Origin of the sequence: Nocardia sp. NPDC059229 (assembly GCF_042754165.1) — a bacterium.
GTDB lineage: Bacteria > Actinomycetota > Actinomycetes > Mycobacteriales > Mycobacteriaceae > Nocardia.
This window is the reverse complement of the sequence record NZ_JBHZAK010000012.1, coordinates 80,793-107,127: the sequence shown is the minus strand read 5'-3', so window position 1 is coordinate 107,127 and position 26,335 is coordinate 80,793. Positions and strand designations below refer to the sequence as shown.

Here is a 26,335-nt window from a genome sequence, read left to right as displayed (position 1 = left end):
ATCAGTCCCGCAGTGCCGCAGCCATTTCGGCGCGCGGCGCGGGCTTGCCGGTGAACTGCTCGACCTGCCCGTAGGCCTGGTTGAGCAGCATCTCCAGGCCGCTGACCACGGTATTGCCCGCGCGGGCAACCGCTTCCGCGAGCGGCGTGGGCCACGGGTTGTAGATGGCGTCGAGCACCACCGGGGCCGCCGCCACCGAATCCGCCACGGCCGCGGCCGCCGCGGCGGGCACGGTGCTGATGACGGCGTCCACGTCGGAACAGACGAACAGCAGGCCCTCGGGGTCGAAATCGAGCACCTCGGCCGACATGCCCAGCTGCTCGGCCAGTTCCAGGGTTCCGGCGGCACGGCCGCGATCACGGGCCACGATGGTGACGGTGTGCGCGCCCAGGTCGGACAGCGCCAGCAGGGCCGGGCGGGCGGTGCCGCCCGCGCCCAGCACGACGGCGCGGGAGATCTCCTGCACGCCGGCGCCTTCCAGCGCGCCGCGCACGCCGTCCACGTCGGTGCAGTCCGCGCGCCAGCCGAAAGCGGTGCGCACCAAGGTGTTCGCCGAGCCGACCAGGACCGCACGCTCGGTGCGCTCGTCGGCGTAGCCGAGCGCGGCGACCTTGCCCGGCATCGTCACCGACAGCCCGACCCATTCCGGTCCGAGTCCGTCCACCAGGCCGGGCAGCTGCTCGGCGGTGCACTCGATGCGCTCGTAGCTCCAGTCCAGGCCCAGTGCCCGGTAGGCCGCCAGATGCAGTTGCGGCGACCGGGAATGCGAGATCGGGCTGCCGAGCACGGCGGCCCTCCGGCTAGCGTCCACTGTCGAGAATTCCACTCTGCCTGGCCTTTTCGATATTGCGCAGATGCTCCTGATAGCTGTCGGTGAACAACGTGGTGCCCTGCTTGTCGACGGTCACGAAGTACAGCCACGGGCCGGGCGCCGGATTCTCCATGGCGCGCATGGCATCCAGCGACGGCGCGGAGATCGGCGTGGCGGGCAGACCGGCCATGGCGTAGGTGTTCCACGGGGTCTTGTGCGCACGGTCGGAGTCGGTGGTGGCGACCTCGGTCTTGTCGAGGGTGTAGTTGACGGTGGAGTCGAACTGCAGCGGCTGCTGGGCGGCGAGCCGGTTCACGATGACCCGCGCCACCTTCGACATGTCCTGCGGCAGCGCCTCCCGCTCCACCAGCGACGCCGCGATCAGCGTGTCGTAGGGGCTCAGCCCGTTCGCCGCGCCGGACTGCGCCACCCCGGTGGCGTCGTAGCTCGCCGCGCTCGCGGTCACCAGCTGCTTGAGGATGTCCAGCGCGTTGGCGCTGGGGTCGAAATCCCAGGTGCCACCGGCGATCAGGCCCTCGAGCTGGCGGGAACGGTCCGGCACCGACCGCACCCGGTCCAGCGCCCACACCGGCACGCCCAGCGCGGCCGGATCGGCGGTGGCCCCGGCCTGGTCGAGCTGCTCGTAGGTGACGCACTTGGCGGCGGTGCCGGTGCCGACGCAGCTGGCCTCGGCGATCTTGCGGTAGATGCCGTCCTTGCGCGCGCCGGTGGTGACGTCGCTGGAGTCGTGCAGCTGGCGGCCCTCGGAGATGACCACATTGCCGACCCGGGCGTCCTTGCCGAACAGCGCGGTCACCGCTTCGGAGCCCTTGCTGTGGCCCGGAATGGCGTAGTAGCCGGGCTGGATCGAGTTCATGTTCGTATTGCGCACGGCCGCTTCGTAGAACGCACCACTGCTGGCCACCACACCCTTGTCGGCCATGGTCTGCGCGATCTGTGTGGAGGTGTCACCCGGCTTGATCTGGATGACGACCAGCGGGCCCTGCGGGCCCGAGAAGTCGGGGGGCGGGCTCAGCTTGCCGACGAACTTCCAGCCCGCGAATCCGACTGCGCCGACGAACAATACGGCGAACACGCCCGCGATGACGAACAGATTGCGGCGGCGCCGCTTGCGCTCGGCCGCTTTCCGCGACGCCATCCGGGATCGCTTGGGGCGCTGGCTGCCCCGCGACCCCGCGCGCGACTGCGATCGGGTGGCCCGGCGGCCCGGCTCGGCGCGCTGGCCCCGGTCGCCGCGGCGGCCGCGCTCGGTGCGCTGGGGCGCGCTGCGGCGCGGCGGTTCCGGCTCGTGCGGGGGCTCCTCGTCGTAGTCCTCGCCCTGGTAGTGCTCGTCGTCGTAACGCTCATCCTCGTAGCGGGGAATGACGGTGGTGTCGTCTTCGTAATCGTCCGCCTCGGACCAATCCAAATCGTCGCGGCGGTAACGCCGTTCGGCGTTCTGGCGGTAGCGTTCCTCGGCCCGCGTCCAGCGGTCGGTCATGCGTCATCACCGCGCGGCTTCAAAAGGGCACTCCGTTCGTCCAACCATCCTTGCAGGATCGACACGGCGGCGGCCTGATCGATGACCTGCCGCTGCCCGCGTGCGCGAACTCCACTGTCTCGCAACGCACGTGCAGCAGACACCGTAGTCAAACGTTCGTCGGAAAGTCGCACCGGCACCGGCGCGATCAGAGTCCGCAAACGCCCCGCGAAGGTGGCCGCCAGCTTAGCCGACGCGCCGCTCTCCCCGCGCAATGTGCGCGGCAGGCCGACGATCACCTCGACGGCCTCGTACTCCCGCACAATGTCGGCAATTCTGGATAGATCGGAGGCGAGGGTGCCGGGCGCGACCTTCTTCGCGCGCGGCACCGTCTCGACCGGGGTGGCCAGCAACCCGTCCGGATCGCTGGAGGCGACACCGATGCGCACCGACCCCACGTCGATGCCGATGCGCCGGCCGCGGCCCGGGTCCCGTTCCGGGGAGGGCCGCTCCGACGCGAAGCCCCGCCCGCCGGCCGAGACCCCGGAGGCCTCGGTCGGCGTGCGAGCAAATCCGGAGGAATGTCCCGAATCCGGCCGCGCCGGGTCTGCTTCGGGTACGGGCCGGGTCCCGTCTGCGGGACCCGGCGTGTCAGATGTGTCCGCGTCGCCCATTTATCCGGCGAGCTCGGCGACCCGCGCACGTAGGGCGGCCAGACCCGCCTCGATGCCCGACGGGTCCGAACCCGCGCCCTGGGCCATCTCGGGCTTGCCGCCGCCCCGGCCGGAGATGGCCGGACCGAAGGCGGACACCAGGTCCCCGGCCTTGATGCCGAGATCCTGGGCGGCCTTGGTGACCGCGGCGACGAACGGCACCTTGCCGTCGGCATGGCCGAGCAGCACCACGATGGCGGGCTCGGAACCGAAGCGGCCCTTGATGTCCTGCACCAGGGTGCGCAGATCGCCCGCACCCACGCCCGCGGGCGCGGGGGCGGCGACCAGCAGCACCTTGCCGACCCGCTGGGCCTGCTCGACGAAGGTGCCCGCGCTCGACAGCACGGCCGCCATCTTGGTGCGCTCCAGCTCCTTCTCGGCGGTCTTGAGCCGCTCGACCAGCTGCTCGACGCGCCCCGGCACATCCTCCGAGGGCACCTTCAGCGACGAGGCGACACCGGCCAGCAGCGCCCGCTCCTTGGCCAGGTACTTGTAGGAGTCCAGGCCCACGAAGGCTTCCACGCGGCGGATGCCGGAACCGACCGACGACTCGCCGAGCACGGTGATCGGGCCGATCTGCGAGGAGTGCTGCACATGGGTGCCACCGCAGAGCTCCATGGAGAACGGTCCGCCGATCTCCACGACCCGCACCTCGTCGCCGTAGTTCTCGCCGAACAGGGCCATGGCGCCCATCTTCTTGGCGGAGGTCAGGTCGGTGACGAAGGTGTTGACCTGGAAGTCGTCGGCCACCGCGTCATTGGAGACGGCCTCGATATCGGCCTTCTGCTGCTCGGACAGCGCGCCCTGCCAGTTGAAGTCGAAGCGCAGGTAGCCCGGCTTGTTGAGCGAGCCGGCCTGAACCGCGTTGGGGCCCAGCACCTGTCGCAGCGCGGCATGCACCATGTGGGTGCCCGAGTGGCCCTGGGTGGCGCCACGCCGCCAGGACGGATCGACCTGGGCCAGCACGGTGTCGCCCTCGGTGAGCTGGCCGGCCTCGACGGTGGACTTGTGCACCCACACCTTCTTGGCGATCTTCTGCACGTCGTTGACCTTCACCTTGAGGCCGTGCGACGAGACCAGCGACCCGCGGTCGGCGATCTGGCCACCGGACTCGGCATAGAGCGGGCTGCGGTCCAGGATCACCTCGACGTCCTGCCCGGCCTCGGCGACCGGCACCCGGACGCCGTCCTTGATCAGGGCCAGCACCGTCGCCTCGGTCGACAGTTCGTCGAAGCCGGTGAACTCGGTCGCGCCGCGGTCCACGAACTCCTTGTAGACGGTGAGGTCGGCGTGCGCGTGCTTGCGCGAGAGCGCGTCCTCCTTGGCCCGCTTGCGCTGCTCGGCCATGAGCGCGCGGAAGCCCTCCTCGTCGACCTGCAGGCCGGCCTCGGAAGCCATCTCGAGGGTCAGGTCGATCGGGAAACCGTAGGTGTCGTGCAGGGTGAACGCGTCGGTGCCGCTGATCTTCTTGCTGCCCTGGGCCTTCACCTCGTCGACGGTCTCGTCGAACAGCTTGGTGCCGGTGTTCAGGGTCTTGAGGAACGCGGCCTCCTCACCGACGGCGACCGTTTCGATGCGCTTGAAGTCGGTGGTGAGTTCCGGATAGGACGGCGACATCAGGTCGGCGACGACCTTGATGAACGCGCCCATCACCGGCTGCTCGGCGCCCAGCAGACGGGCCGAGCGCACGATGCGGCGCAGCAGGCGGCGCAGCACGTAGCCACGGCCGTCGTTGCCGGGGTTCACGCCGTCGCCGATCAGCATGGCCGCGGTGCGGGCGTGGTCGGCGATGACGCGGAAGCGCACGTCGTCGGCGTGCTCGACACCGTAGGAGCGGCCGGTCAGCTCCTCGGCCTTGTTGATGATCGGGCGCAGCAGATCGGTCTCGTAGACATTGTCGACACCCTGCAGCAGGAACGCGACACGCTCGATGCCCATGCCGGTGTCGATGTTCTTCTTGGGCAGCGGGCCCAGGATCTCGAAGTCGTCCTTGCCGCGCCCGGCGCCGCGCTCGTTCTGCATGAACACGAGGTTCCAGATTTCGAGGTAGCGGTCCTCGTCGGCCTCGGGGCCGCCCTCGATGCCATATTCGGGGCCGCGGTCGAAGTAGATCTCCGAGCACGGGCCGCACGGGCCGGGGATGCCCATGGACCAGTAGTTGTCGGCCATGCCGCGGCGCTGGATGCGCTCGTCCGGCACGCCGAGCTCACGCCAGATCTGCTCGGCCTCGTCGTCGTCGAGATACACGGTGACCCAGAGCTTTTCCGGATCGAAGCCGTAGCCGCCGTCCTCGACGGGGTTGGTGAGCAGCGACCAGGCCAGCTCCATGGCCCCGCGCTTGAAGTAGTCGCCGAAGGAGAAGTTGCCCGCCATCTGGAAGAAGGTGTTGTGGCGGGTGGTGACGCCGACGTTCTCGATATCGCCGGTACGGACGCACTTCTGCACGCTGGTCGCGGTGTCGAAGGGCGGGGTCTGCTGACCGAGGAAATACGGTACGAACTGGACCATGCCTGCGTTGACGAACAGCAGGTTGGGGTCGGCCAGGATCAGCGAGGCACTCGGTACCTCGGTATGTCCGGCCTTTACGAAATGCTCCAGGAAGCGCCGTCGAATCTCGTGGGTCTGCACAACCATCCAGCCTACCGGTCCGGGTCCAGGGAGTTTCCACCCACCACCGGGCGATAGCTACCATCGCCGGGGTGACTGTGATCCCGGACCCATCCCAGCGCTTCCCTCTCCCCCACGCGCGCCGCACCGTCTTTCTGAAACCGCACGTCACCTCGCCGAACATCGAGGTCGGCGACTTCAGCTACTTCGACGATCCGGACGCGGCGACCGCCTTCGAGACCAACAATGTGCTCTACGCCTTCGGCCCCGAGAAGCTGATCATCGGCAAATACTGCGCCATCGCGAGCAACACGCGTTTCATCATGGCCGGCGCCAACCATGCCACCTCGGGCGTGTCGACCTTCCCGTTCACCATCTTCGGCGGCACCTGGGCCGAGGAGACGATGGACATCATCACCTCGATTCCGCCCAAGGGCGACACCGTGGTCGGCAACGACGTGTGGATCGGCTACAACTCGCTGATCATGCCGGGAGTGCACATCGGCGACGGCGCGATCATCGCCACCGGCGCCGTCGTGACCTCCGACGTGCCGCCGTACACGATCGTCGGCGGCAACCCGGCACAGGTGGTCAAGCAGCGTTTCCCGGACCAGGACGTGGCGCGCCTGCTGCGCGCCGCCTGGTGGAACTGGCCGCTCGAACTGGTCACCGAGCACGTGCGCGTGATCATGGCCGGCACCGCCGCCGACATCGAACGCATCGCCATCCACGAGGGACTGCTGGCGGACTGACCAGCGCCGCAAGCGCATTCGCGGCGCGCCGAGCGACTGTTTCCGGCAGTCGCTGCAATTCGGCGCGTGCCGCATCGGCGCACTCGGCGCTATTTACCCCGGACGATGCGGCGCAGTTTGGTGACGCGAGGACCGACTTCACGTTCGTAGCCGTGATCGGTCGGCCGGTAATAGTCGACGCCGACCAGTTCGTCCGGTGGATATTGCTGGGCGAGAACGCCGTCCGGATGGTCGTGCGGGTACTTGTAGCCCTGGGCATTGCCGAGCGCGGCGGCGCCGGCGTAGTGGCCGTCGCGCAGGTGGGCGGGCACCGCGCCCGCCTTGCCCGCGCGCACGTCCGCCATGGCGGCCGCGAGGCCCTTGACCACCCCGCCCGACTTCGGGGCGGTGGCGATGTGAATCGTGGCCTGGGTCAACGCCAATTGGGCCTCCGGCATACCGACCAGCTGGACGACCTGGGCGGCCGCGACCGCGGTCTGCAGGGCGGTGGGGTCGGCCATGCCGACCTCCTCGCTGGCCTGGATCATCAAGCGGCGGGCGATGAATCGCGGATCCTCGCCCGCGCTGATCATGCGGGCCAGGTAGTGCAGCGCGGCATCGACATCGGAGCCGCGCAGGGATTTGATGAAGGCGCTGATGACGTCGTAGTGCTGGTCGCCGGCGCGGTCGTAGCGCACCGCCGCCTTGTCGACGCTGGCCTCGACCAACTCCACGTCGACGGTGCCGTCCAGGGAGGATTCGGCCGACGCCTCCAACGCGGTCAGCGAGCGCCGCGCGTCACCGCCCGCGATCCGCACGATGTGGTCGAGCGCCGCATCCGTGACCGTGTACTCCCCCGCCAGCCCGCGCGGGTCGGCGATGGCCCGGGTGAGCACCGTGCGAATGTCGGCCTCCGACAGGGACTGCAGCTGCAGCACCAGCGAGCGGGACAGCAGCGGCGACACCACCGAGAACGACGGATTCTCCGTGGTCGCCGCGACCAGCAGCACGATCCGGTTCTCCACCGCCGCCAGCAGCGCGTCCTGCTGCGTCTTCGAAAACCGGTGCACCTCATCGATGAACAGCACGGTCTGTTCACCCACGGTGAGGCGGCGGCGGGCCAGATCGATGACCGCCCGCACCTCCTTGACGCCCGCCGACAGCGCCGACAGCGCTTCGAACCGCCGTCCGGTGGCCTGCGACAGCAGCGAGGCGAGGGTGGTCTTGCCCGTCCCGGGCGGTCCGTACAGCAGCACCGAAGCCGCCCCGGACCCTTCGATCAGCCGCCGCAGCGGCGACCCGGGCCCGAGCAGATGCTGCTGCCCGACCACCTCGTCCAGGGTGCGCGGTCGCATCCGCACGGCCAGCGGCGCGAATCGGTCGTCCCCGCTGGGAATGCGCGCGGCTCCCGCCTCGAAGTCGTCGACTACGGCCTGCGTCCCCGGCGCATCGAACAGCCCATCACTCACGCCCCAGACCCTACCGACCGGCTCCGACACACTCGCCGACCACGACGCCATCCCCGGACAGCGCGGAGGATCACTCCTCCCAGTGCTCTTCCAGCGTGGCCGAGACGTGTTCGGCGAAGTCGCCGAGGGTGTCGTCGCCGGTGCAGCGGGCGTCCTCGGCGAGGGCGGCCCAGCGGTTGATGAGGGCGGCCGAACGCGGGATGGACAGACCGTGCTCGCGGGCAGCGGCGATGCGGGCGTGGTCCGCGGGCAGGAACCAGTAGGTGGACAGCCACACCCAGATGAGCCGCGCCTCGAGGATGCGCTCGGCGAGCACCTCGTCATCGGCGAGGGCCGGCCACACCGCCACCACCTCGGAGCGCCACGCCTCCACCATCTGGCGGGCGCGTTCGCGCGACAGCTCGAAATCGCACAGGCAGCCCGGGAAGGAGACCAGAGCATAGGCGATGTCGAGGGTGGCGTCGCGGAAGCCGCCCCACTCGTAGTCCAGGAACCGCGCGCCCTCGTCATTGAGGATGACATTGTCGGGGCACAGGTCCGAGGGGCTGAAGGCGCGGTAGCGGCCGGCGGAGAAGAGCCTGTTGCCGCGCACGATGCGCTCGGCGATCTCACCCGGCACCTCGATGCCCAGCTCGCGCTGCAACATGATCGGCACCTCGGCGACCGCGGATTCGGCTTGCTGGGCAATGCCGTCCACACGGTGCACCACATCGACGCGCCGCAGCAGCGCCACGAAGTCCGCCTCGCGGCCCACGGTCGCGGCGTGCATGCGGCCCAGTGCCTGAGCGAATGCCATGAGCGCATTGCGCCCGCTCGGCTCCACGCCGGACTTCAGGACCGCGGTCAGGGAGGTGTTCTCACCGAGGTCGCTGAGTATGAGCAGGCGGTCCGGCAGGCTGTAGCCGAGCAGGTAGGCGCCGGGCCGGTGGTCACGGCCGAGGGCGGTGGTGAATTGGTAGGAGACCGCCTCGCGCAGGAATGCGGAGTCGATGCTGGCGACACCGGGGGCCATGCCGCCGGTGCGCCGCTGCGTCGCCGTACCCGCTACCTGCTTCACAATCAGTGTGCGAGGTAGCGAAAAGGCGTTCTCTGCAACGCGGACACGGAGTACCGTCGTCCTACCACTGCCGCTGAGTTCCAGCGGATCGCTCAGCTTTACCGGAGCACCCATTCGCTTCGTGAGCAACTGTTGTGCCGCGGACACGACTTCGGCGGCGCGTTCGGCCAATAGTGCGGTCATCGGAACCCAAGTTACTCCCGTCAGGTCACTTTCAGCGAGCGGTTGCGCAACCTTTCGCGCGTCGGACGGCGTGTCTTTGTGATGGGTTTGCCCACGCGGCGCTGGTTGCTTGACACAACCAGGACCTTCTAGTTGTCTCATGGTCACTTGCTGTGCGCCACACCGTAAACCGGGAAATGTGAAAGGCTTGCGACCATGACTGGCACGCCGCCCTCAGCACCGTACGAGCCCTCCGGCGACCGTCCCGTCGCAGGGGGCGGCGAGCAGTATCCGTCCCACGCCGGGCAGCACCAAAACCCCGAGCCCGCACCGGTTTCCGGCACGCCCGAGCCGGGCCCCGTGCCCGGCCGCCACCAGCTGCCCGGCCTCGCCGGGTACCCGCAATTCGACGGCCCCGGCGCCGCACAGTACGGCAGCGAGCCCGTGGAACCCCCGCCGGCCTTCACCCCGCAGCCGGGCGCGCCGCAGCCGTCGGCCGGCTACGGCCCGGGCAAGCCACAGCAGTTGCCGCCGGCCGGCATGCCGCCCGGCGCGAATCCGCCTCCACCGGGCGGACTCCCGCCGGGTGCGATGCTGCCGCCCGCCGGCGCCCCGTCCGCCGGGCCGGCGCCGAAACAGGGCTATACACCCCCGCGCGAGACCCTCGACGTCGGCGCGGCCCTCACCTACGGGTGGGATCGGTTCCGGCTCAATCCCATTCCCTGGGTGGGCATGGTGCTGATCGGCATGATCGCCTGGCTGGTGGTCACCTTGCTGGTGAATATGGTTGACGTGCAGTCGCTGTCGGCCGTCGTCCTGCTGTTCGCGGTGGCGGCGCTGGTGGTGTGGCTGCTGCAGGCCGCCATGATCCGCGGCGCACTGTACGAAACCGACGGGACGCCACCGGATTTCCCGGCCTTCTTCGGCTTCGTGAATGCCGGGAATGTGCTGATCACCGCGCTCATCGTGTTCGCGCTGTGCCTCGTGGCCTCGATCGCGTGCGTGTTCCCGGCGATCATCGTGGGCGTGCTGTGCATGTTCGCGCTGCACTTCGTGATCGACCAGGACCAGAACCCGATCGCCGCAATCCAATCCAGCGTGCGGCTGGTGATCGCCAATGCCCTGCAGGTGACCCTGCTGGCGCTGGGGGTGCTGCTCATGACCGTGATCGGCACGCTGCTGTGCGGATTGGGCCTGCTGGTGGCCGGACCGGTCACCGCCATCGCCACCACCTACGCCTACCGCTCGCTCACCAACGGGCTGGTGGTCTGAGCTCGATCCGCCCGCACGCGCGAGCCGCTGTCGACGACGGAGCCCGCCGGTATCGCTGATACCGGCGGGCTCTCGACGGTCCGGCTGCGCCCTTACTTGGCGTCGTCCTTGACCGGGTTGCCGTTCGCGTCGAGCTTGGCGTTGAGGCCCGCCTCCTGCCGCTGCTGCAGGGTGATCGGGGTGGGCGCGTCGGTGAGCGGGTCGACGCCGCCACCCGACTTCGGGAAGGCGATGACCTCGCGGATCGAGTCCACACCGGCCAGCAGCGCGGTGATGCGGTCCCAGCCGAAGGCGATGCCGCCCATGGGCGGAGCGCCGAAGGAGAAGGCGTCGAGCAGGAAGCCGAACTTCTCCTGGGCCTCCTCCTCGCCGATGCCCATCACCTGGAACACCCGCTCCTGCACGTCCCGGCGGTGGATACGGATGGAGCCGCCGCCGATCTCGTTGCCGTTGCAGACGATGTCGTAGGCGTAGGCCAGCGCCGAGCCCGGATCGGTGTCGAAGGTGTCCAGGTGCTCGGGCTTGGGCGAGGTGAAGGCGTGGTGCACGGCCGTCCAGGCCGAATAGCCCAGGGCCACATCGCCGCTCGCGGTGGCGTCGGCGGTGGGCTCGAACATCGGGGCGTCCACGATCCACACGAAGGCCCAGGCGTTCTCGTCGATGAGACCGCACTTGCGGGCGATCTCGCCGCGGGCCGCGCCCAGCAGCGCACGGCTGGACTTCATGTCGCCGGCCGCGAAGAACACGCAGTCGCCGGGCTCGGCGCCGACCTGCTTGGCCAGACCCTCGCGCTCGGCGTCGGTGAGGTTCTTGGCGACCGGGCCGCCGAGGGTGCCGTCCTCGTTGAAGGTGATGTAGGCCAGGCCCTTGGCGCCGCGCTGCTTGGCCCACTCCTGCCAGGCGTCGAACTGGCGGCGGGGCTGCGACGCGCCGCCCGGCATGACGACCGCGCCGACGTAGGGAGCCTGGAACACGCGGAACTGCGTGTCCTTGAAGTACTCCATCATCTCGGTGATCTCGACCTCGAAGCGCAGGTCCGGCTTGTCCGAGCCGTAGCGGCGCATGGCCTCGGCGTATGTCATGTGCGGGATCGGGGTCGGGATCTCGTAGCCGACCAGCTGCCACAGCGCGGCCAGGACGTCCTCGGCCAGCAGGAGGACATCCTCCTGCTCGACGAAGCTCATCTCGATGTCGAGCTGGGTGAACTCGGGCTGGCGGTCGGCGCGGAAGTCCTCGTCGCGGTAGCAGCGCGCGATCTGGTAGTAGCGCTCGATGCCGCCGACCATGAGCAGCTGCTTGAACAGCTGCGGCGACTGCGGCAGGGCGTAGAACTTGCCGGGCTGCAGGCGGGCCGGAACCAGGAAGTCGCGCGCGCCCTCGGGGGTGGAGCGGGTCATGGTCGGGGTCTCGACCTCGACGAACGCGTGCTTGGCCAGCACGGCGCGGGCGGCGGCGTTCACCTTGGAGCGCAGGCGGATCGTGTGCGCCGGGCCTTCGCGGCGCAGGTCCAGGTAGCGGTACTTGAGGCGGGCTTCCTCGCCCGGCTCGTCGTCGAGCTGGAACGGCAGCGGCGCGGCCTCGTTGAGCACCTCGAGCTCGGTTACGTTGACCTCGATGGCGCCGGTCGGCAGGTTCGGGTTCTCGCTACCGGCCGGGCGGTTCTCGACCACGCCGACGACCTTCACCACGAACTCGTTGCGCAGCTTGTGGGCGGCCGCCGCGGGTTCGCCTTCGCGGAAGACGGCCTGGGCAACACCCGACGCATCGCGCAGATCGATGAAGATCACGCCACCGTGGTCTCGCCGCCGGGCCACCCAGCCGGTGAGGGTGACGGTCTGACCGGCGTGCTCGCTTCGCAGCGAACCAGCCAAGTGGGTGCGCAGCACGGGATTCCTTTCGACGGGCTCGAAGCACCGGTGAGGTGTGACCAGGTGCAGACCCATCGTAGAGAGACACGTTCAGCGAGTGGAAACCGATATCGACTCGCCCGTGTCACAGTGATAGCCATGACCTTCAACGAGGGCCTGCAAATCGACCCGAACCGGGCGAGTGGTGGCGGTGGCGGACCGGGTATGGGCGGTGGATTGGCTCTCGGCGGCGGTGCGCTGGGCATCATCGCGGTGATCGCGGCACTGATCTTCGGCGGCGACCCGGGCAGCATTCTCGGCCAGTTCACGGGCGCGGACAGCAATGCCAAGCCGGGCACCGCGACCCTGCCCACGCACTGCAAGACCGGCGCCGACGCCAACAAGTACGTCGACTGCCGCGTCATCCTCACCGCCCAGAGCCTCGACGCGATCTGGGGCACCGAACTGCCGAAGCAGACCAACCGCAAGTACGTGGTCCCGAAGCTCAACCTCTTCTCCGGCGCGGTCGGCACCGGCTGCGGCCGTGCCTCCTCGGCGGTCGGCCCGTTCTACTGCCCCGCCGATCAGACCGCCTACTTCGACACCAGCTTCTTCCAGGAACTGGTCGACCGCTTCGGCTCCAGCGGCGGCCCGCTCGCCCAGGAGTACGTGGTCGCCCACGAGTTCGGCCACCACATCCAGAACCTGCTCGGCGACATCAACCGCGCCCAGCGCGACCCCCAGGGCGCCACCTCCGGCGCGGTCCGCACCGAACTCCAGGCCGACTGCTACGCCGGGGTCTGGGCCAACTACGCCGACAAGCTCCCCGCGCCCGGCTCCAACACCCCTTTCCTGAAGCCGTTGACCGACAACGACATCCGTGACGCGCTCTCCGCCGCGTCCGCCGTCGGCGACGACCGCATCCAGAAGGCCGCCACCGGCCGCGTCAACCCGGAAGCCTGGACCCACGGCTCGTCGGAGGAACGCCAGAAGTGGTTCCTGACCGGCTACAAGACCGGCCAGGTCAAGGCCTGCGACACCTATTCGGCCCAGGACCTGAACAACCCGCCCGCTCTCCGCTGACCCGAACTCCCCACGGTCCCCAGCCTCGAACAGGCTGGGGACCTTGCCATTTCCGGCCCTCGACCCATTTTCGCTCAGGGCGAGGGCGGTATCCGGGGTGGGGTCGGCGTGGCAGCGCGGGTGCGGCGTGCGGTTGGCGGCAGAATCAGCGGCGGCGGGTGGGTGCCCGCAAGGGAATTCGGAGGAATGCGATGCGGACAGCCAGGGCGGCAGGACTTTTCGGCGAGGCGACACTCGGCCGGGTGGCTCGGCGGCGTGGGTGGCGGGCGGGGGCGGTGACCACTCTGACCGTGGTGATGCTCACGGGCACAGGGGTATTCGCGATGGCGGACCCGGCACCGGCACCCGGCGTGGCGCTGTTCACGCTGACCGCCATGCCCGCGGGGTGGCAGACGCGGACGGATCTGCATCCGTCGCTGGAGATTCAGCCCGACGGGCGGGCGGTGAAGCGCGCCGACGACGGCGCGCAGCCGGTGACCGGGTCCGTGCCCGCCGATGTCATCGGGGCCGCGGCGGCCGAGGTGAAGGCGCTGGCGGCCGTGGACATGGGGACACCGGAACAGGCCGACAAGGGAACCTCCATCATCGACTACATGCCGCAGTCGCCGGATCAGGACGTGCACCTGATCGTGTACGCGCCCGAGCTCGGCGACGGGCTCAACGATGACCAGAAGGCGTCCCGCAAGCGCTTCGACGATCTGTTCCAGCGCTTGCTGAACGCCTTCGTTCCGGCCTAGCGGCGAAAGCTCAGCCGACCGTCCAGGTTTCGCGGCCGGTGAGCAGCTCCTGCAGCGAGTTCTCGCTCACCGGTTTGCGTTCGACGGCGGTGTTCAGCTGGGCGCGGACGCCGTCGTCGTAGGTGGGGCGGGAGACGCTGCGGAAGATGCCGGTCACCACGTGGGTGAGGTCCTGGTCGGACAGGCGGGACAGGGCGTAGGCGTATTCGGGGTGGTCGGTATAGGCGTCGTGGACCACGATCTCGGCTTCGGCGACACTGTCGGCGCGCGCCACCCGCAGGCCGAAACCTGCACGGACCACGGCGAATTCACCGTCCGCGCCGAACCGAATGGGCTCACCATGCCGCAACCGGACCAGATGGGATTCGGCGTTCTCCCGGCGCAGCGCGTCGAAGGAGCCGTCATTGAAGATCGGGCAGTCCTGCAGGATCTCCACGAACGAGGTGCCGCGGTGTTCGGCGGCGGCGCGCAACACCTCGGTGAGCCCGGCCCGATCCGAGTCCAGCGCGCGGGCGGCGAAGGTGGCCTCGGCGCCCAGCGCCACCGACAGGGTGTTGAACGGATGGTCGACCGAGCCCATCGGGGTGGACTTGGTGACCTTGCCGGTCTCCGAGGTCGGTGAGTACTGGCCCTTGGTGAGACCGTAGATCCGGTTGTTGAACAACAGGATCGTCATGTTCACATTGCGGCGCAGCGCGTGAATGAGGTGATTGCCGCCGATGGACAGCGCGTCGCCGTCACCGGTCACCACCCAGACCGACAGGTCGGGCCGGGTCACCGCCATGCCCGTGGCAATGGCCGGCGCGCGGCCGTGGATGGAGTGGATCCCGTACGCCTCCAGGTAGTACGGGAACCGGCTCGAGCAGCCGATGCCGGACACGAACATGAGGTTCTCGCGTTCGAGACCCAGATCGGCCAGGAAGCCGCGCACGGTGGCCAGGATGACGTAGTCGCCGCATCCGGGGCACCAGCGCACCTCCTGATCGGAGGTGAAGTCCTTCGCCTTCTGCGGCCGGTCGGCCCGCGGCACGCCGGACAGTCCGGTGAGGCCGAGATCGGTGCCCACGAGCGGGTTTTCGAGAATGGTCATCAGTTGCCCCCTGGGGTGCGGTAGGTCGCCCGCGCGCGTGCGGTGAAGGCCTTGGCCTGTTCCATCTCCGCGATGGAACCGTCCAGGGCCGCGTCGATGACGCCGACCAGTTCCTGTGCTTGGAAGGCGGTGCCGGCGATCTTGGTCCACGGCTGCACGTCGACCAGGTAGCGGGCGCGCAGGAGCATGGCCAGCTGGCCGCCGTTCATCTCCGGGCAGACCACGGTGCGGTAGCGGCGCAGCACCTCACCGAGGTTGGGCGGGAAGGGGTTCAGGTTCCGCAGATGCGCCTGCGCCACCGGCACCCCGCGCCGCCGCGCCCGCCGGCACGCCTCGCCGATCGGCCCGTAGGAGCTGCCCCAGCCGATGAGCAGCAGTTCGGCGCGGTCCCCCGGATCGTCCACCTCGAGGTCGGGCACCGCGATGCCGTCGATCTTGGCCTGCCGGATCCGCACCATCAGCTCGTGATTGGCCGGGTCGTAGGAGATGTTGCCGCTGCCGTCGGCCTTCTCGAGCCCGCCGATGCGGTGGGCGCGGCCCACGGTGCCGGGCACGGCCAGCGGCCGGGCCAGGGTCTCCGGATCGCGCGCGTAGGGCTGGAACGAATCGCCCTCCGCGCCAGCGGGTTCGAAGCCCGGATCGATCGGGGCCAGCTCGGTGACCTGCGGAATCGCCCACGGCTCGGAACCATTGGCGATGGCGCCGTCGGACAGCAGCAGCACGGGCGTGCGGTAGGTCAGCGCGATGCGGGCGGCGTCGACCGCGGCGTCGAAGCAGTCCGCCGGTGAGCGTGGCGCGACGATGGCCACCGGCGACTCGCCGTTGCGCCCGTAGAGCGCCTGCAGCAGGTCGGCCTGTTCGGTCTTGGTGGGCAGGCCGGTGGAGGGCCCGCCGCGTTGCACATCGATGATCACCAGCGGCAGCTCGGTCATGACGGCCAGGCCGATGGTCTCGCTCTTGAGCGCCAGCCCCGGCCCGGACGTGCTGGTCACCCCGAGCGCGCCGCCGAGTGCGGCGCCCAGCGCCGCCCCGATGCCGGCGATCTCGTCCTCGGCCTGGAAGGTGGTGACGCCGAAGTTCTTGTGCTTGCTCAGTTCGTGCAGGATGTCCGAGGCCGGGGTGATCGGGTAGGTGCCCAGGAAAACCGGCAGCCCGGACAGCTGCCCGGCGGTGACGATGCCGTAGGCGAGCGCGGTATTGCCGGTGATCTGCCGGTAGGTGCCGGGCGCCAGCGTCGCGGGGGCTATCTCGTAGGTGGTGGCGAAGGCCTCGGTGGTTTCGCCGTAATTCCAGCCTGCCCGGAATGCGAGGATATTCGCTTCGGCGACATCCGGTGTAGCCGCGAATTTCTCCCGCATGAACTGTTCGGTGCCGCCGATGGGCCGCCCGTACATCCACGACAGCAAGCCGAGCGCGAACATATTCTTCGCGCGCTGCCCATCTTTCTTGCCCACACCGGTCGGTTCGGTTGCCCCGAGCGTCAGCGATGTCATGGGCACCCGGTGCACCACGAAATCGGTCAGCGTGTCATCGGTGAGCGGATCACCGGCATAGCCGACCTTGGTCAGATTCCGTTTGGTGAATTCGTCAGTATTCACGATCACCGTCGCCCCGCGGGCCAAATCCTCCAGATTCGCCTTCAGCGCAGCAGGATTCATAGCGACCAACACGTCGGGCTGGTCCCCGGCGGTGAGGATGTCGTAGTCCGCGATCTGGATCTGGAACGACGACACGCCCGGCAGCGTGCCCTGGGGCGCGCGGATCTCGGCGGGGAAGTTCGGTTGGGTGGCAAGGTCATTGCCGAAGGCGGCGGCCTCGTGGGTGAAACGGTCACCGGTGAGCTGCATACCGTCACCGGAGTCACCCGCAAAGCGGATGACGACTCTTTCCAATTTCTCGACCGCCAATTTGGCTGTGGCGCGGCCGTTTCCGGCCGCCACTACCCCGCCGTCGGACGGAGCTTTCACAGTGCTGTTGTGCAGCGGAGCCACAGTATCTTTGTGCGGCAGCGCCGCAGGGTCGTCATGCTGCGAAACCATGCGCGTGCATCACTTCCTCGTCAGGTGTGAGGTACCAACGCCAAACTACTCCGCAATATTCGCGACACACCCGTGAAGCGCAATGGTTTCGATCAAAGAACCGCCGTCAGGCGAACAACGCCAGCTGCGGATCGGGCGTGTGCGATTCGGCGACGCGGACCTCGGGTTCGGCCGGCCGATCACGGTTCAAACGGTGTTTCTCCAGCAACGGCTCGATTCGGCCGCGTAGCCACGCAGAATACTCCGGTGTCACCGAAGCACCCCGACCATACAGTTGCCGGTAGCGCCGCAGCAGCGCCGGGTGGGCTTCGGCCAGCCAATTGAGGAACCAGCCGCGTGTGGAACCGCGCAGATGCATGGGGAACGCCGTGACACCGGCGGCCCCGGCCTCGGCGATGGCGGCGAAGAGCGCGTCGAGATGCGCCTGGGAGTCGGTGAGGTACGGAATGACCGGCGCCACCATGACATTCACCGCGAATCCGGCGTCGGCCAGGGCGCGCACCAGTTCCAGCCGCGCCCGCGGCGAGGGCGTGCCGGGCTCGAGGCCGCGGTGCAGCTCCGGATCCAGAATGGCGATGGAGACGGCGAGGTGCACCGGCACCTGCCCGGCGGCCTGGACCAGCAGCGGCAGATCCCGCCGCAGCAGCGTGCCCTTGGTGAGGATGGAGAACCCGGTGCCGGAGTCGGCGAGCGCGGAGATGATGCCGGGCATGAGCCGGTAGCGGCCCTCGGCGCGCTGATAGGGATCGGTATTCGTGCCCAGCGCAACCGATTCTCGCCGCCACGACCGCTTGTGCAGTTCGCGCCGCAGCACCGGGACCACATTGGTCTTGACCACGATCTGGGAGTCGAAATCGGCCCCCGCATCCAGGTCGAGGTACTCGTGCGTGCCACGGGCGAAGCAGTAACGGCACGCATGCGAGCAGCCCCGCATGGGGTTGATGGTCCAGCTGAAGGGCAGATTGCTGTCGGGCACCCGGTTCAGGGCACTCTTGCAGAGCACCTCGTGAAACGTGATGCCCTCGAACTCGGGCGTCTGTACGCTGCGTACGAAACCCGCACGTTCGAGCCCGGGGAGCGCGCCGTCATCGGCGCCGAGGGTTTGCCTTTGCCAACGCACCACCCCAGTCGAACATGCGTTCTAACGACTGTCAAGCAATCTTCTGCGTGTCGGACTCGATCGGCTGTCCGTTGTAGAAGGCGACCAGATCCCGAATGGTCTGCTCGGCGGGCCGCGGCCGGTAGCCGAGTTCCTCGGTGGCCTTGGTGTGCTCGACGATCGGCGCCGACAGCAGCGCGCCCATGGCCGCCTTGGAGATGCGGTCACTGCCCAGCGCACGGGCGACGGGCTCCATGACCGGCATGCACGCGTTGATGACCTTGGCCGGAATCGCGAAGGCGGGCTTCATCTTCCCGTTGACCTCGGCGGCGGTCCGGGTGGCCTGGAACATGTCGGTGAAGTGCCCGCCGAGCAGGTAGTTCTCACCGGTGCGGCCGCGCTCGCTCGCGAGGACCAGGCCCTGGGCCACGTCGCGCACGTCGACCAGGTCGAAGCCGCCGCTGATCATGACCGGCACCCGGCCGCGCGCGGCGTCCCACAGCGTGGTGTTGATGCGCGAGGCGGTGTTGTCGATCGGGCCGTACACACCGGTCGGGTTGCACACCACCGCGTCCAGACCCTTGTCGATGATCTTGCGCAGCTCGATCTCGCCCTGCCACTTGGAGCGGTCGTACACCGGCAGCTCGGGATCGATGGACCGCGGCGAGCGCTCGTCGATCCGGCCGCCGCAGCTGTACTGGTTGAACGCGTGAATGGAGCTGGTGTGCACCATCCGCCGCACGCCGACCTCGCGCGCGGCGTCCGCGACGATGCGCACGCCCTCGGTGTTGACCCGCCAGGCCACGTCGTTCTTGTGGGCCAGGGTGATGAGCGCGACCAGGTGGTAGACCACCTCGGCCCCGTCCAGCGCGGCACGCATGGATGCCGGGTCCAGCACGTCACCGTTGACCCAGGTGACACCGGGCTGGCTCGCGCCCGCGACCCGGTCGATGGCAGTCACTTCGTGACCGCGATCGGTAAGCAGGCGAAGCAAATTGGTGCCAAGGAACCCGGCAGCGCCGGTGACTGCGACCTTCATGGTGACGAGAATATAGAACTTGTTCTAATTTGCAACAACGGTGTGGTTGCGGTGTGGCCGCGCACGCCACGCCGGTCTGGACGATGGACGGGATATATTCGCCATCCGCATGTCCATGACGATCAGGGGGTACTGCCATGGCCGATCTCTGGGTCGACACCGGTGCGGCGCGTACATTCGCCGCCGCACAGGACGTCGTCGCCGCCGACATCGCCGCCCAGGGCGGCCTCGACACGGTGTCCCACGTCGCGGCCATGACACCGGTCTTCGGACTCATCGGCGCGGACTTCCTGGCCGGCTTCGCGGTCGCCGAACTCCTGCACGATCGCGACATCGCCACCCTCTCGGCCCGCTTCGGCGCCCTCGGCCGGGCTGCCTTCGGATCGGCCGCCACCTACGACACCACCGACGCCGAATTCGCCGGGGGCCTCGGCACGGCCGCCGGGCAGATCGGCGAACGGGCATGAGGCCGATCGACTCCGGCGTCATCGATGCCCTCCGCCCGGCGGATCCGGACACCAGTGCGAGGGGAGCCGACAGCGTGAACGTCACGGGTCCGCTCCCGGATCTGCCGCTGGGCACCCTGCCCGCCGCACTCAACGCCGCCTTGGCCGCGCCGGCCCGGGCCGCCGCCGATCCCGCGGCCGCGCTGCCGCCGCTGCCCGCCGATCCGGTCGGCGATCTCATGAAGGGCCTGGCGCTTCCCGCGATTCCTGGACTGGACGCGCTGTTCGAGCCGTTCCTGGACCTGCTGCGGAGCTTCGGCACCGGCATCCTCAGCCGGCTGAATCCGGCGACCCTGCTCAGCACCGGGTCGAAGGTCATCGAGGCCGCGGTCCAGATCGGCGGGGGCGCGCTCGGGACCGTCGAATCCCGGTGGCAGGGCCAGGCTTCCCAGCGTGCGCAGGAGTCCGGCCGGCGGGCCGGGAACCACGGCCGGGGGACCGCCCAGCGCGGCTTCGACCTGTCGTCGATCACCACTCGGGCCGCGGCCGTGGTGCAGCGGGGCAATATCCAGCTCACCGCCATCGGGGAGGCGTTCGCCGCCGAGGCCACGGCGCTGGCCCCGCTGATCCTGACCCCGATCGGCCAGACCACGCTGATCGCCTCGGCCACCCGGCATCTCGGCGAGGCGGTCACGGTCGTGAACGCCACGCACGGCGAACTCTCGGTCTACACCGCGCAGGTGCACGGCATCATCGGTCAGCTGCTCGGCCAGGGCGACGGTCCGAACCCGGCCGAGGTCGCGCAGTCGCTGGCACAGCATGTCGGCCGGCCGATCCTGGAGCAGGCCGAGGGCCTGTTCGAAAGCGGCCTGCAGGCAGCCACCCGCACCCCCGGCGCACCGCGGAAGGCCGATCCGGTCAGTGGCCTCCCGGACACCACTGCCGCAGGGGGCGGCGGGATCGGAGCCGGTGGTGGCGGCCTCGGCGGCGGCCTGCCGTCAACTCCCGGCGGCCCCGGGTTCTCGATCCCCGGTGGCAAGGTCACCAACCCCGCAAATCCGTTCGGCGCGGGCGCGGCCGGCATCACCGGCCTCGGCGGCCCGGCCGGTACAGGCTTCATGAGCTCCCCCGCCGCCACGGGCAAGGGCGGTGCGGCCGATGCCGAACACGGCCGCACCGTGCAGCCGCACCAAAGCCACACCGCCGAAAGCGAACTCACCGGCAACCTGGGCACCTTCGCCCCCGGCGTCATCGGCGGGCCGGCAGAAAGCCCGGACGCAGCCGAGACCGATCCCGCCTGATCCGAGTGCGGCACAGCCGCTCTCGTGGCGGCACGGTCGTCTCCGGACAGCAGAATGCCGCGGCGATCGGGTCGGGTACCCCGGTCACCGCGGCATCGGTGGAGGCCGAAATGCGGCTGTACACCCCGCGGGCTCGGCCACCGTTCAGGGCGCGCGGTCGGCGCGCCGCGGTGGATTACACCGCGGTCGGCCGCGTCTGCGCGTCGATTCCGCCGTCGATGACGAACTGGGCGCCGTGGATGAAGCCGGCCTGCGGGCCGACCAGATAGGCGATGAGGGAGGCGATCTCCTCGGGCTTGCCATTGCGGCCGATGGGGGCCACGAAGTTGCGGATGGCGTCACCGTAGCGCGGATCGTCCAGACCGGCCTGCAGCAGCGGGGTTTCGACGCTGCCGGGCGCGACGGTGTTCAGTCGCACGCCGGCGGCGCCCCACTCGACGGCGCGTTCGCGCACGGCCACGGTGACGGCGTTCTTGGAGGACGCGTAGGCGTAGTGGCCCGCGAAATCCCCGGCCTGGGCGAAGGCCTCGGCCTCGGTGCCCGTGCGGATCGGGTTGTCCTCCCACTTGATCTGGGTGGAGGCCACCGACGAAACCACCACGGCCGCAGGGTTTTCGCCCTTGCGCAGCGCGGGCAGCAGGGCGTCGAGCAGGGCCACGGTGGCCCGGTAGTTGATCTCCACCACCAGGTTCGGGTCGGGCACCTGCGGGCCGACACCGGCACACAGCACCACGCCGTCCAGCACTCCCCCGGATCGCTCCACGATCTCCTCGACCGCGGCCGCGCGCGCCGCGGCGTCGGTGAGGTCGACGGTGATGTCGGCGTTGCGCAGGTCGATCCCGATGATGTCGTGTCCGGCGGCGCGCAGGGCGGCGGCGGTGGCCGCGCCGATGCCCGAGCCGGAGCCGGTGATGGCGATCGTCATGACGCGATTAGAACAAGATCCAGGAATCCGGACAAGCCCACCGGGACGGGCATCTCAGCCACCGGGACGGTTACGACCGGGCGGTCTGCCGCTGCGATACGACAGGTGAGCACCCCCAGCAGGATCGGGTGCGGTGGGTGCGGATCGCTCGTTCGACTGCCTTTCCCGCGAGCCTCCCGCTAGCATCACTCACAGAACTAGAATCGGTTCTAGTTTTTGTACTTGCTCACTGTCGAGAGGACGATCGATGCGCTTCACCTACGCGGAGGCGATGACCAACCCGGATTACTACATCCCCCTCGCGCAGGCCGCCGAGGCCGCCGGGTTCCACAGCATCACCGTGGCCGACAGCATCGCCTACCCGGCCGAGTCGGATTCCAAGTACCCGTACACCGCCGACGGCAATCGCGAGTTCCTGGACGGCAAGCCGTTCATCGAGACCTTCGTGCTGTCGGCCGCCCTCGCCGCGGCCACCACCACGCTGCGTATGACCCCGTTCGTGCTCAAGCTGCCCATCCGCCCGCCGGTGCTGGTGGCCAAGCAGGCCAGTTCGCTGGCCCGCCTGAGCAACAACCGCTTCGCCCTGGGCGTGGGCATCAGCCCGTGGCCGGAGGACTTCCAGATGATGGGCGTCCCGTTCGAGAAGCGCGGCAAGCGCCTGGACGAGTGCATCGAGATCGTGCGCGGCCTGTCCACCGGCGAGTACTTCGAGTACCACGGCGAGTTCTACGACATCCCGAAGATCAAGCTCACCCCCGCCCCGACCCAGCCGCTGCCGATCCTGGTCGGCGGGCACAGCGATGCCGCGCTGCGCCGCGCGGTGCGGTTGTGCGACGGCTGGATGCACGCCGGCGGCAAGGGCGACGACCTGGACAAGTACCTGGCGCGGATCAACGAATTGCGCAGTGAGCGCGACAATCCGGGCGAGTTCGAGATCCACGCGGTTTCCCGCGACGGCTACACCACCGACGGGGTGAAGCGCCTAGAGGAGAAGGGCATCACCGATCTGATCGTCGGCTTCCGCAACTCGTACGCGATGGAGCCCGACACGGAGTCGCTGGAGGAGAAGATCGTCAAGATCAAGTGGTACGGCGAGAACGTGATCGGCAAGCTCAGCTGATCACCTCCGCTCGGCGGGGCTGATCAGGACCGCTTGGCGTACCCCAGGTCGATCACGGCGTCGCGCTCGCTCACGAGTTCCGCGACGCTGTGCTCGATCCGGGCGCGGGCGAACTCGCCGATCTCCAGGTCCGGCACGATGGTGTACTCGCCATCGGCACAGGTCACCGGGAACGAGCTGATCAGGCCCTCGGGCACGCCGTAGGAGCCGTCCGACGGCACCGCCATCGAGGTCCAGTCGCCCGGCGCGGTGCCCAGCACCCAGTCGTGGATATGGTCGATGGCGGCGCTGGCCGCGCTCGCCGCCGAGGACGCGCCGCGCGCCTTGATGATGGCGGTGCCGCGCTGCTGCACGGTCGGGATGAAATCGCCGGTCACCCAGGCATCGTCGGCGATCAGCTCGAGCGCGCCGCGCCCGCCGACCGTCGCGTGGGCGAGGTCCGGGTACTGCGTCGCGGAGTGATTGCCCCATACCGTGATCCGCGCGATGTCGGCGGCCGCCGCCCCGGTCTTCTTCGCCACCTGCGCGATCGCGCGATTGTGGTCGAGCCGGGTGAGCGCGGTGAACCGCCCGGCGGGCACGTCGGGCGCATTGCTCATGGCGATGAAGGCATTGGTATTGGCCGGATTCCCGACCACCAGCACCCGGATGTCCTCTGCCGCATTGGCATTGATGGCCGCGCCCTGATCGGTGAAGATCGGCCCGTTGGCCGCCAGCAGATCCGACCGTTCCATGCCCGCGGTCCGCGGCCGCGCCCCCACCAGAATCGCGATATTGGCCCCGTCGAACCCGATCCACGGGTCATCGGCGATATCGATGCCTGCCAGCAGCGGGAACGCCCCGTCCTCGAGTTCCATCGCCACGCCCTCGAGCGATCCGACGGCGGCCGGAATCTCCAGCAGCCGCAACCGCACCGGCGTCTCGGACCCGAGTAGCGCCCCCGACGCGATGCGGAAGAGCAATCCGTAGGCGATCTGCCCGGCGGCTCCGGTCACGGTGACGGTCACTGGCGCGGTGGTGCTCACGACGATCTCCTCGCGATGGCGGGTAGGTCCGTCTTCACCCTAGCCAGGCTCACTCCCCCGCGTCCCGCCCCGTGAGCAGCACGTGAGCAAACAGACACCGGCACCGGCCGGTGAATCCGGCTCGGGGATCGGTGAATTGACCGCTCAGTGGGCGAGGTCGGCGATGTCGGAGTCGCTGAGGACGACCGGGGCGACCTGGTCGCGGTCGCGGACCATGCGGACGGCCCGGTAGAGGGGCCGTTGCTCGGCGACGGCGTCGCGGGCCTCGGCGCGCAGTTGCTGGACGAGCAGTCCGGAGATGGCGAGGGCGGCCGCGAGGGGGCAACCGGCCAGGGCGTCGGCGAGTTTGCGCAGGCCCAGAATGTGGAGTTCGCGGCCGCTGCCGGAGTCGCTGTAGATGGCCAGCGGCACGACCTGGGTGTCGGCGCCCGCGGTGACGCGCAGCACGATGCGGCTGATCTTGCCCGGGTAGACCAGGATTTCGGCGGCGGTGGCGCCGGCCAGGTCGAGGCGGCGTTCGCCACGCCAGGTGCGGGCACGGATGACGGTGCCGGACACCGTGATTCGCCGGCGCTGCACGGCCACGGCGTAGAGGGCGGTGGGCGCGCCGAGCACGAGGCCGGTGGCGAGGGCGATCGGCCAGTGTACGAACAGCGCCATCAGCAGTCCGACCCCGATGCCGATGCCGAGCGCGGCCAGGGTGAGCCTGCGCAGGGCGGGGGCCAGCAGTTCGGGGGCGACCAGGTCGAGGCCGACTTCGCCGTCGGACCCCGGTTTCGATTCATCAGTCACAGCAGCGCATTCGTCCAAGTCTCGATGGGTCGGGCCTGCCGGCGGCACGCACCGCCCCCGCGGGACGCACCGCACGGTACCAGCAGGTCCTAACCCCATACCCCGATTTGCCCCACCCCAAGCCCCCATCGGCGCGGCGGCTGCCGGCCGGGCCGGACAGCGGCGCTGTCCGGCCCGGCCGACGGATCAGTTCCGCTCGCCCGCGAGTGCGGCCGCGACCTGGGCGACGGCCTCGTCCAGGGGGATCTGACGCTGTTCGCCGGTGCTCAGATCCTTGAGCCCGATCTGCCCCTCGGCGACCTCGCGGTCACCGAGCACCAGGGCCAGCTGCGCGCCGGATTTGTCGGCCGCCTTCATCGCGCCCTTCATACCGCGGCCGCCGTAGGCGAGGTCGACGCGGATGCCGGCCCGGCGCAGCTCGGCCGCGAGCACCACCAGGTGCTGCTTGGCCACTTCACCGAGCGGGACGCCGAACACCTGGACGCGCGGACCGTCGACGGCGGACTTGCCCTCGGCCTCGAGGGCCAGCACCGTCCGGTCGACGCCGATACCGAAGCCGATGCCCGACAGCGGCTGCCCGCCGAGCTCGGCCATCAGCCCGTCGTAACGGCCGCCGCCGCCGATGCCGGACTGCGCGCCCAGCCCGTCGTGCACGAATTCGAAGGTGGTCTTCGTGTAGTAGTCGAGCCCGCGCACCATGCGCGGGTTGACCACGTATGGCACGCCCAGCGCGTCGAGGAGGCCGAGCACCTGCTCGAAGTGCGCCTTGGCCGACTCCGACAGGTGGTCGATCATGAGCGGCGCGTCGACGGTCATCTCCTTGACCTCGGGACGCTTGTCGTCGAGCACCCGCAGCGGGTTGATCAGCGCCCGGCGCTTGGTCTCCTCGTCCAGCGGCAGCTTGAACAGGAAGTCCTGCAACAGTTCTCGATACTGCGGCCGGCAGGTCTCGTCGCCGAGCGAGGTGATCTCGAGCCGGAAACCCTCCAGTCCGAGCCCCCGGAATCCGGCGTCGGCGATGGCGATCACCTCGGCGTCCAGCGCCGGATCGTCGACGCCGATGGCCTCCACGCCGACCTGCTGCAGCTGCCGGTAGCGGCCCTTCTGCGGGCGCTCGTACCGGAAGAACGGCCCGGCGTAGCAGAGTTTGACGGGCAGCGCCCCGCGGTCGAGGCCGTTCTCGATGACCGCTCGCATGACGCCGGCGGTGCCTTCGGGGCGCAGGGTGAAGCTCTCGCCATTGCGGTCGGCGAAGGTCCACATCTCCTTGGTGACGACGTCGGTGGATTCGCCCACACCCCGCGCGAACAGGGCGGTCTCTTCGAAGATCGGCAGCTCGACATGCCCGTATCCGGCCAATCGCGCCGTCTCGACGAGGGCGTCGCGGACGGCGACGAACTCGGCGGACGTGGGTGGCAGATAGTCGGGGACCCCCCTCGGGGCACGGAAGCTGCTGGTCTTGGTCACGATGCCCAGTTTTCACCACGCCC

Annotated in this window: 22 protein-coding genes; 7 read left to right on the top strand and 15 right to left on the bottom strand. The window is 69.3% G+C overall.

The features are described from left to right. Position 1 precedes the first annotated feature (1 nt). The 4 genes from ACFXHE_RS26030 to alaS all read right to left on the bottom strand — a co-directional run bounded on the left by ACFXHE_RS26030 (position 2) and on the right by alaS (position 5,632). Positions 2-811 carry a shikimate dehydrogenase gene (locus ACFXHE_RS26030; RefSeq protein WP_379387036.1) on the bottom strand — a complete coding sequence of 270 codons (810 nt, stop codon included), beginning with the start codon at positions 809-811 and terminating at the stop codon, positions 2-4. Further along, positions 801-2,312, bottom strand: a complete 1,512-nt coding sequence (gene mltG, locus ACFXHE_RS26025) for an endolytic transglycosylase MltG (protein WP_379387034.1) — start codon at positions 2,310-2,312, stop codon at positions 801-803. The genes ACFXHE_RS26030 and mltG overlap by 11 nt, the downstream gene beginning before the upstream one ends. After that, the gene (ruvX, locus tag ACFXHE_RS26020) at positions 2,309-2,761 is read right to left on the bottom strand and encodes a Holliday junction resolvase RuvX (protein WP_357008253.1); all 453 of its coding nucleotides are present in this window, start codon (positions 2,759-2,761) and stop codon (positions 2,309-2,311) included. Before ruvX ends, mltG begins: the two co-directional genes overlap by 4 nt. A 204-nt stretch (positions 2,762-2,965) precedes the next feature. After that, complete coding sequence (alaS, locus tag ACFXHE_RS26015; protein WP_379387244.1) at positions 2,966-5,632, bottom strand: alanine--tRNA ligase; 2,667 nt, start codon at positions 5,630-5,632, stop codon at positions 2,966-2,968. Positions 5,633-5,703: 71 nt separating this feature from the next. Here alaS and ACFXHE_RS26010 point away from each other — a divergent pair, with 71 nt between their 5' ends. Continuing rightward, positions 5,704-6,363, top strand: a complete 660-nt coding sequence (locus ACFXHE_RS26010; RefSeq protein ID WP_379387033.1) for a CatB-related O-acetyltransferase — start codon at positions 5,704-5,706, stop codon at positions 6,361-6,363. A gap of 89 nt (positions 6,364-6,452) precedes the next feature. On the opposite strand, the gene ACFXHE_RS26005 is transcribed toward ACFXHE_RS26010, so the two are convergent. Together ACFXHE_RS26005 and ACFXHE_RS26000 are read right to left on the bottom strand one after the other, a co-directional pair. Further along, on the bottom strand, positions 6,453-7,862 hold the full coding sequence (locus tag ACFXHE_RS26005) for a replication-associated recombination protein A (protein ID WP_379387031.1): 1,410 nt from the start codon (positions 7,860-7,862) through the stop codon (positions 6,453-6,455). Between the two features lie 19 nt (positions 7,863-7,881). Further along, entirely contained in the window at positions 7,882-9,051 is a 1,170-nt protein-coding gene (locus ACFXHE_RS26000) for a phosphotransferase family protein (RefSeq protein WP_379387029.1), read from the bottom strand. Between the two features lie 195 nt (positions 9,052-9,246). Here ACFXHE_RS26000 and ACFXHE_RS25995 point away from each other — a divergent pair, with 195 nt between their 5' ends. Beyond that, positions 9,247-10,302 (top strand): hypothetical protein, encoded by a 1,056-nt coding sequence (locus ACFXHE_RS25995; RefSeq protein WP_379387028.1) that lies wholly within the window; start codon positions 9,247-9,249, stop codon positions 10,300-10,302. 92 nt (positions 10,303-10,394) lie between these two features. Here ACFXHE_RS25995 and aspS read toward each other — a convergent pair whose 3' ends face one another. Further along, on the bottom strand, positions 10,395-12,188 hold the full coding sequence (aspS, locus tag ACFXHE_RS25990) for an aspartate--tRNA ligase (RefSeq protein WP_379387026.1): 1,794 nt from the start codon (positions 12,186-12,188) through the stop codon (positions 10,395-10,397). Positions 12,189-12,308: 120 nt separating this feature from the next. On the opposite strand from aspS, the gene ACFXHE_RS25985 reads away from it, so the two are divergent. Both ACFXHE_RS25985 and ACFXHE_RS25980 read left to right on the top strand, forming a co-directional pair. Next, complete coding sequence (locus tag ACFXHE_RS25985; protein WP_379387024.1) at positions 12,309-13,232, top strand: neutral zinc metallopeptidase; 924 nt, start codon at positions 12,309-12,311, stop codon at positions 13,230-13,232. A gap of 191 nt (positions 13,233-13,423) precedes the next feature. After that, on the top strand, positions 13,424-13,969 hold the full coding sequence (locus ACFXHE_RS25980) for a hypothetical protein (protein WP_379387022.1): 546 nt from the start codon (positions 13,424-13,426) through the stop codon (positions 13,967-13,969). A gap of 10 nt (positions 13,970-13,979) precedes the next feature. On the opposite strand, the gene ACFXHE_RS25975 is transcribed toward ACFXHE_RS25980, so the two are convergent. From ACFXHE_RS25975 to ACFXHE_RS25960, 4 genes are all read right to left on the bottom strand, one after another. Continuing rightward, positions 13,980-15,059: a 2-oxoacid:ferredoxin oxidoreductase subunit beta gene (locus ACFXHE_RS25975; protein ID WP_379387020.1), complete on the bottom strand. Its 1,080-nt coding sequence runs from the start codon at positions 15,057-15,059 to the stop codon at positions 13,980-13,982. Then, positions 15,059-17,098 carry a 2-oxoacid:acceptor oxidoreductase subunit alpha gene (locus ACFXHE_RS25970; RefSeq protein WP_379387018.1) on the bottom strand — a complete coding sequence of 680 codons (2,040 nt, stop codon included), beginning with the start codon at positions 17,096-17,098 and terminating at the stop codon, positions 15,059-15,061. Before ACFXHE_RS25970 ends, ACFXHE_RS25975 begins: the two co-directional genes overlap by 1 nt. A 106-nt stretch (positions 17,099-17,204) precedes the next feature. Further along, positions 17,205-18,218: an Rv2578c family radical SAM protein gene (locus ACFXHE_RS25965; RefSeq protein WP_357008184.1), complete on the bottom strand. Its 1,014-nt coding sequence runs from the start codon at positions 18,216-18,218 to the stop codon at positions 17,205-17,207. A gap of 31 nt (positions 18,219-18,249) precedes the next feature. Further along, positions 18,250-19,236: an NAD-dependent epimerase/dehydratase family protein gene (locus ACFXHE_RS25960; RefSeq protein WP_379387017.1), complete on the bottom strand. Its 987-nt coding sequence runs from the start codon at positions 19,234-19,236 to the stop codon at positions 18,250-18,252. 137 nt (positions 19,237-19,373) lie between these two features. Here ACFXHE_RS25960 and ACFXHE_RS25955 point away from each other — a divergent pair, with 137 nt between their 5' ends. Together ACFXHE_RS25955 and ACFXHE_RS25950 are read left to right on the top strand one after the other, a co-directional pair. Further along, on the top strand, positions 19,374-19,703 hold the full coding sequence (locus ACFXHE_RS25955; RefSeq protein WP_379387015.1) for a type VII secretion target: 330 nt from the start codon (positions 19,374-19,376) through the stop codon (positions 19,701-19,703). After that, the gene (locus ACFXHE_RS25950) at positions 19,700-20,983 is read left to right on the top strand and encodes a hypothetical protein (RefSeq protein ID WP_379387013.1); all 1,284 of its coding nucleotides are present in this window, start codon (positions 19,700-19,702) and stop codon (positions 20,981-20,983) included. The genes ACFXHE_RS25955 and ACFXHE_RS25950 overlap by 4 nt, the downstream gene beginning before the upstream one ends. Before the next feature lie 175 nt (positions 20,984-21,158). Here the strand turns inward: ACFXHE_RS25950 and ACFXHE_RS25945 are convergent, their stop codons facing one another. Beyond that, positions 21,159-21,908 carry an SDR family oxidoreductase gene (locus ACFXHE_RS25945; RefSeq protein WP_354837294.1) on the bottom strand — a complete coding sequence of 250 codons (750 nt, stop codon included), beginning with the start codon at positions 21,906-21,908 and terminating at the stop codon, positions 21,159-21,161. Between the two features lie 247 nt (positions 21,909-22,155). Here ACFXHE_RS25945 and ACFXHE_RS25940 point away from each other — a divergent pair, with 247 nt between their 5' ends. Then, positions 22,156-23,028 carry a TIGR03619 family F420-dependent LLM class oxidoreductase gene (locus ACFXHE_RS25940; RefSeq protein ID WP_379387011.1) on the top strand — a complete coding sequence of 291 codons (873 nt, stop codon included), beginning with the start codon at positions 22,156-22,158 and terminating at the stop codon, positions 23,026-23,028. Between the two features lie 23 nt (positions 23,029-23,051). On the opposite strand, the gene ACFXHE_RS25935 is transcribed toward ACFXHE_RS25940, so the two are convergent. The 3 genes from ACFXHE_RS25935 to hisS all read right to left on the bottom strand — a co-directional run bounded on the left by ACFXHE_RS25935 (position 23,052) and on the right by hisS (position 26,312). Further along, positions 23,052-24,053 (bottom strand): malate dehydrogenase, encoded by a 1,002-nt coding sequence (locus ACFXHE_RS25935; protein ID WP_379387009.1) that lies wholly within the window; start codon positions 24,051-24,053, stop codon positions 23,052-23,054. Positions 24,054-24,197: 144 nt separating this feature from the next. After that, positions 24,198-24,845 (bottom strand): hypothetical protein, encoded by a 648-nt coding sequence (locus tag ACFXHE_RS25930; protein ID WP_379387008.1) that lies wholly within the window; start codon positions 24,843-24,845, stop codon positions 24,198-24,200. Between the two features lie 186 nt (positions 24,846-25,031). After that, positions 25,032-26,312 carry a histidine--tRNA ligase gene (gene hisS / locus ACFXHE_RS25925; RefSeq protein WP_379387006.1) on the bottom strand — a complete coding sequence of 427 codons (1,281 nt, stop codon included), beginning with the start codon at positions 26,310-26,312 and terminating at the stop codon, positions 25,032-25,034. Positions 26,313-26,335: the final 23 nt, after the last annotated feature.

What these genes read in the sequence shown, in the direction of transcription:
- mltG (WP_379387034.1), bottom strand. Translation starts at nt 2,312, where the DNA reads ATGACCGACCGCTGGACGCGGGCCGAGGAACGCTACCGCCAGAACGCC.
- ACFXHE_RS26005 (WP_379387031.1), bottom strand. Translation starts at nt 7,862, where the DNA reads ATGGCGTCGTGGTCGGCGAGTGTGTCGGAGCCGGTCGGTAGGGTCTGG.
- ACFXHE_RS26000 (WP_379387029.1), bottom strand. Translation starts at nt 9,051, where the DNA reads ATGACCGCACTATTGGCCGAACGCGCCGCCGAAGTCGTGTCCGCGGCA.
- ACFXHE_RS25995 (WP_379387028.1), top strand. Translation starts at nt 9,247, where the DNA reads ATGACTGGCACGCCGCCCTCAGCACCGTACGAGCCCTCCGGCGACCGT.
- ACFXHE_RS25985 (WP_379387024.1), top strand. Translation starts at nt 12,309, where the DNA reads ATGACCTTCAACGAGGGCCTGCAAATCGACCCGAACCGGGCGAGTGGT.
- ACFXHE_RS25980 (WP_379387022.1), top strand. Translation starts at nt 13,424, where the DNA reads ATGCGGACAGCCAGGGCGGCAGGACTTTTCGGCGAGGCGACACTCGGC.
- ACFXHE_RS25975 (WP_379387020.1), bottom strand. Translation starts at nt 15,059, where the DNA reads ATGACCATTCTCGAAAACCCGCTCGTGGGCACCGATCTCGGCCTCACC.
- ACFXHE_RS25970 (WP_379387018.1), bottom strand. Translation starts at nt 17,098, where the DNA reads ATGGTTTCGCAGCATGACGACCCTGCGGCGCTGCCGCACAAAGATACT.
- ACFXHE_RS25960 (WP_379387017.1), bottom strand. Translation starts at nt 19,236, where the DNA reads ATGAAGGTCGCAGTCACCGGCGCTGCCGGGTTCCTTGGCACCAATTTG.
- ACFXHE_RS25955 (WP_379387015.1), top strand. Translation starts at nt 19,374, where the DNA reads ATGGCCGATCTCTGGGTCGACACCGGTGCGGCGCGTACATTCGCCGCC.
- ACFXHE_RS25950 (WP_379387013.1), top strand. Translation starts at nt 19,700, where the DNA reads ATGAGGCCGATCGACTCCGGCGTCATCGATGCCCTCCGCCCGGCGGAT.
- ACFXHE_RS25945 (WP_354837294.1), bottom strand. Translation starts at nt 21,908, where the DNA reads ATGACGATCGCCATCACCGGCTCCGGCTCGGGCATCGGCGCGGCCACC.
- ACFXHE_RS25940 (WP_379387011.1), top strand. Translation starts at nt 22,156, where the DNA reads ATGCGCTTCACCTACGCGGAGGCGATGACCAACCCGGATTACTACATC.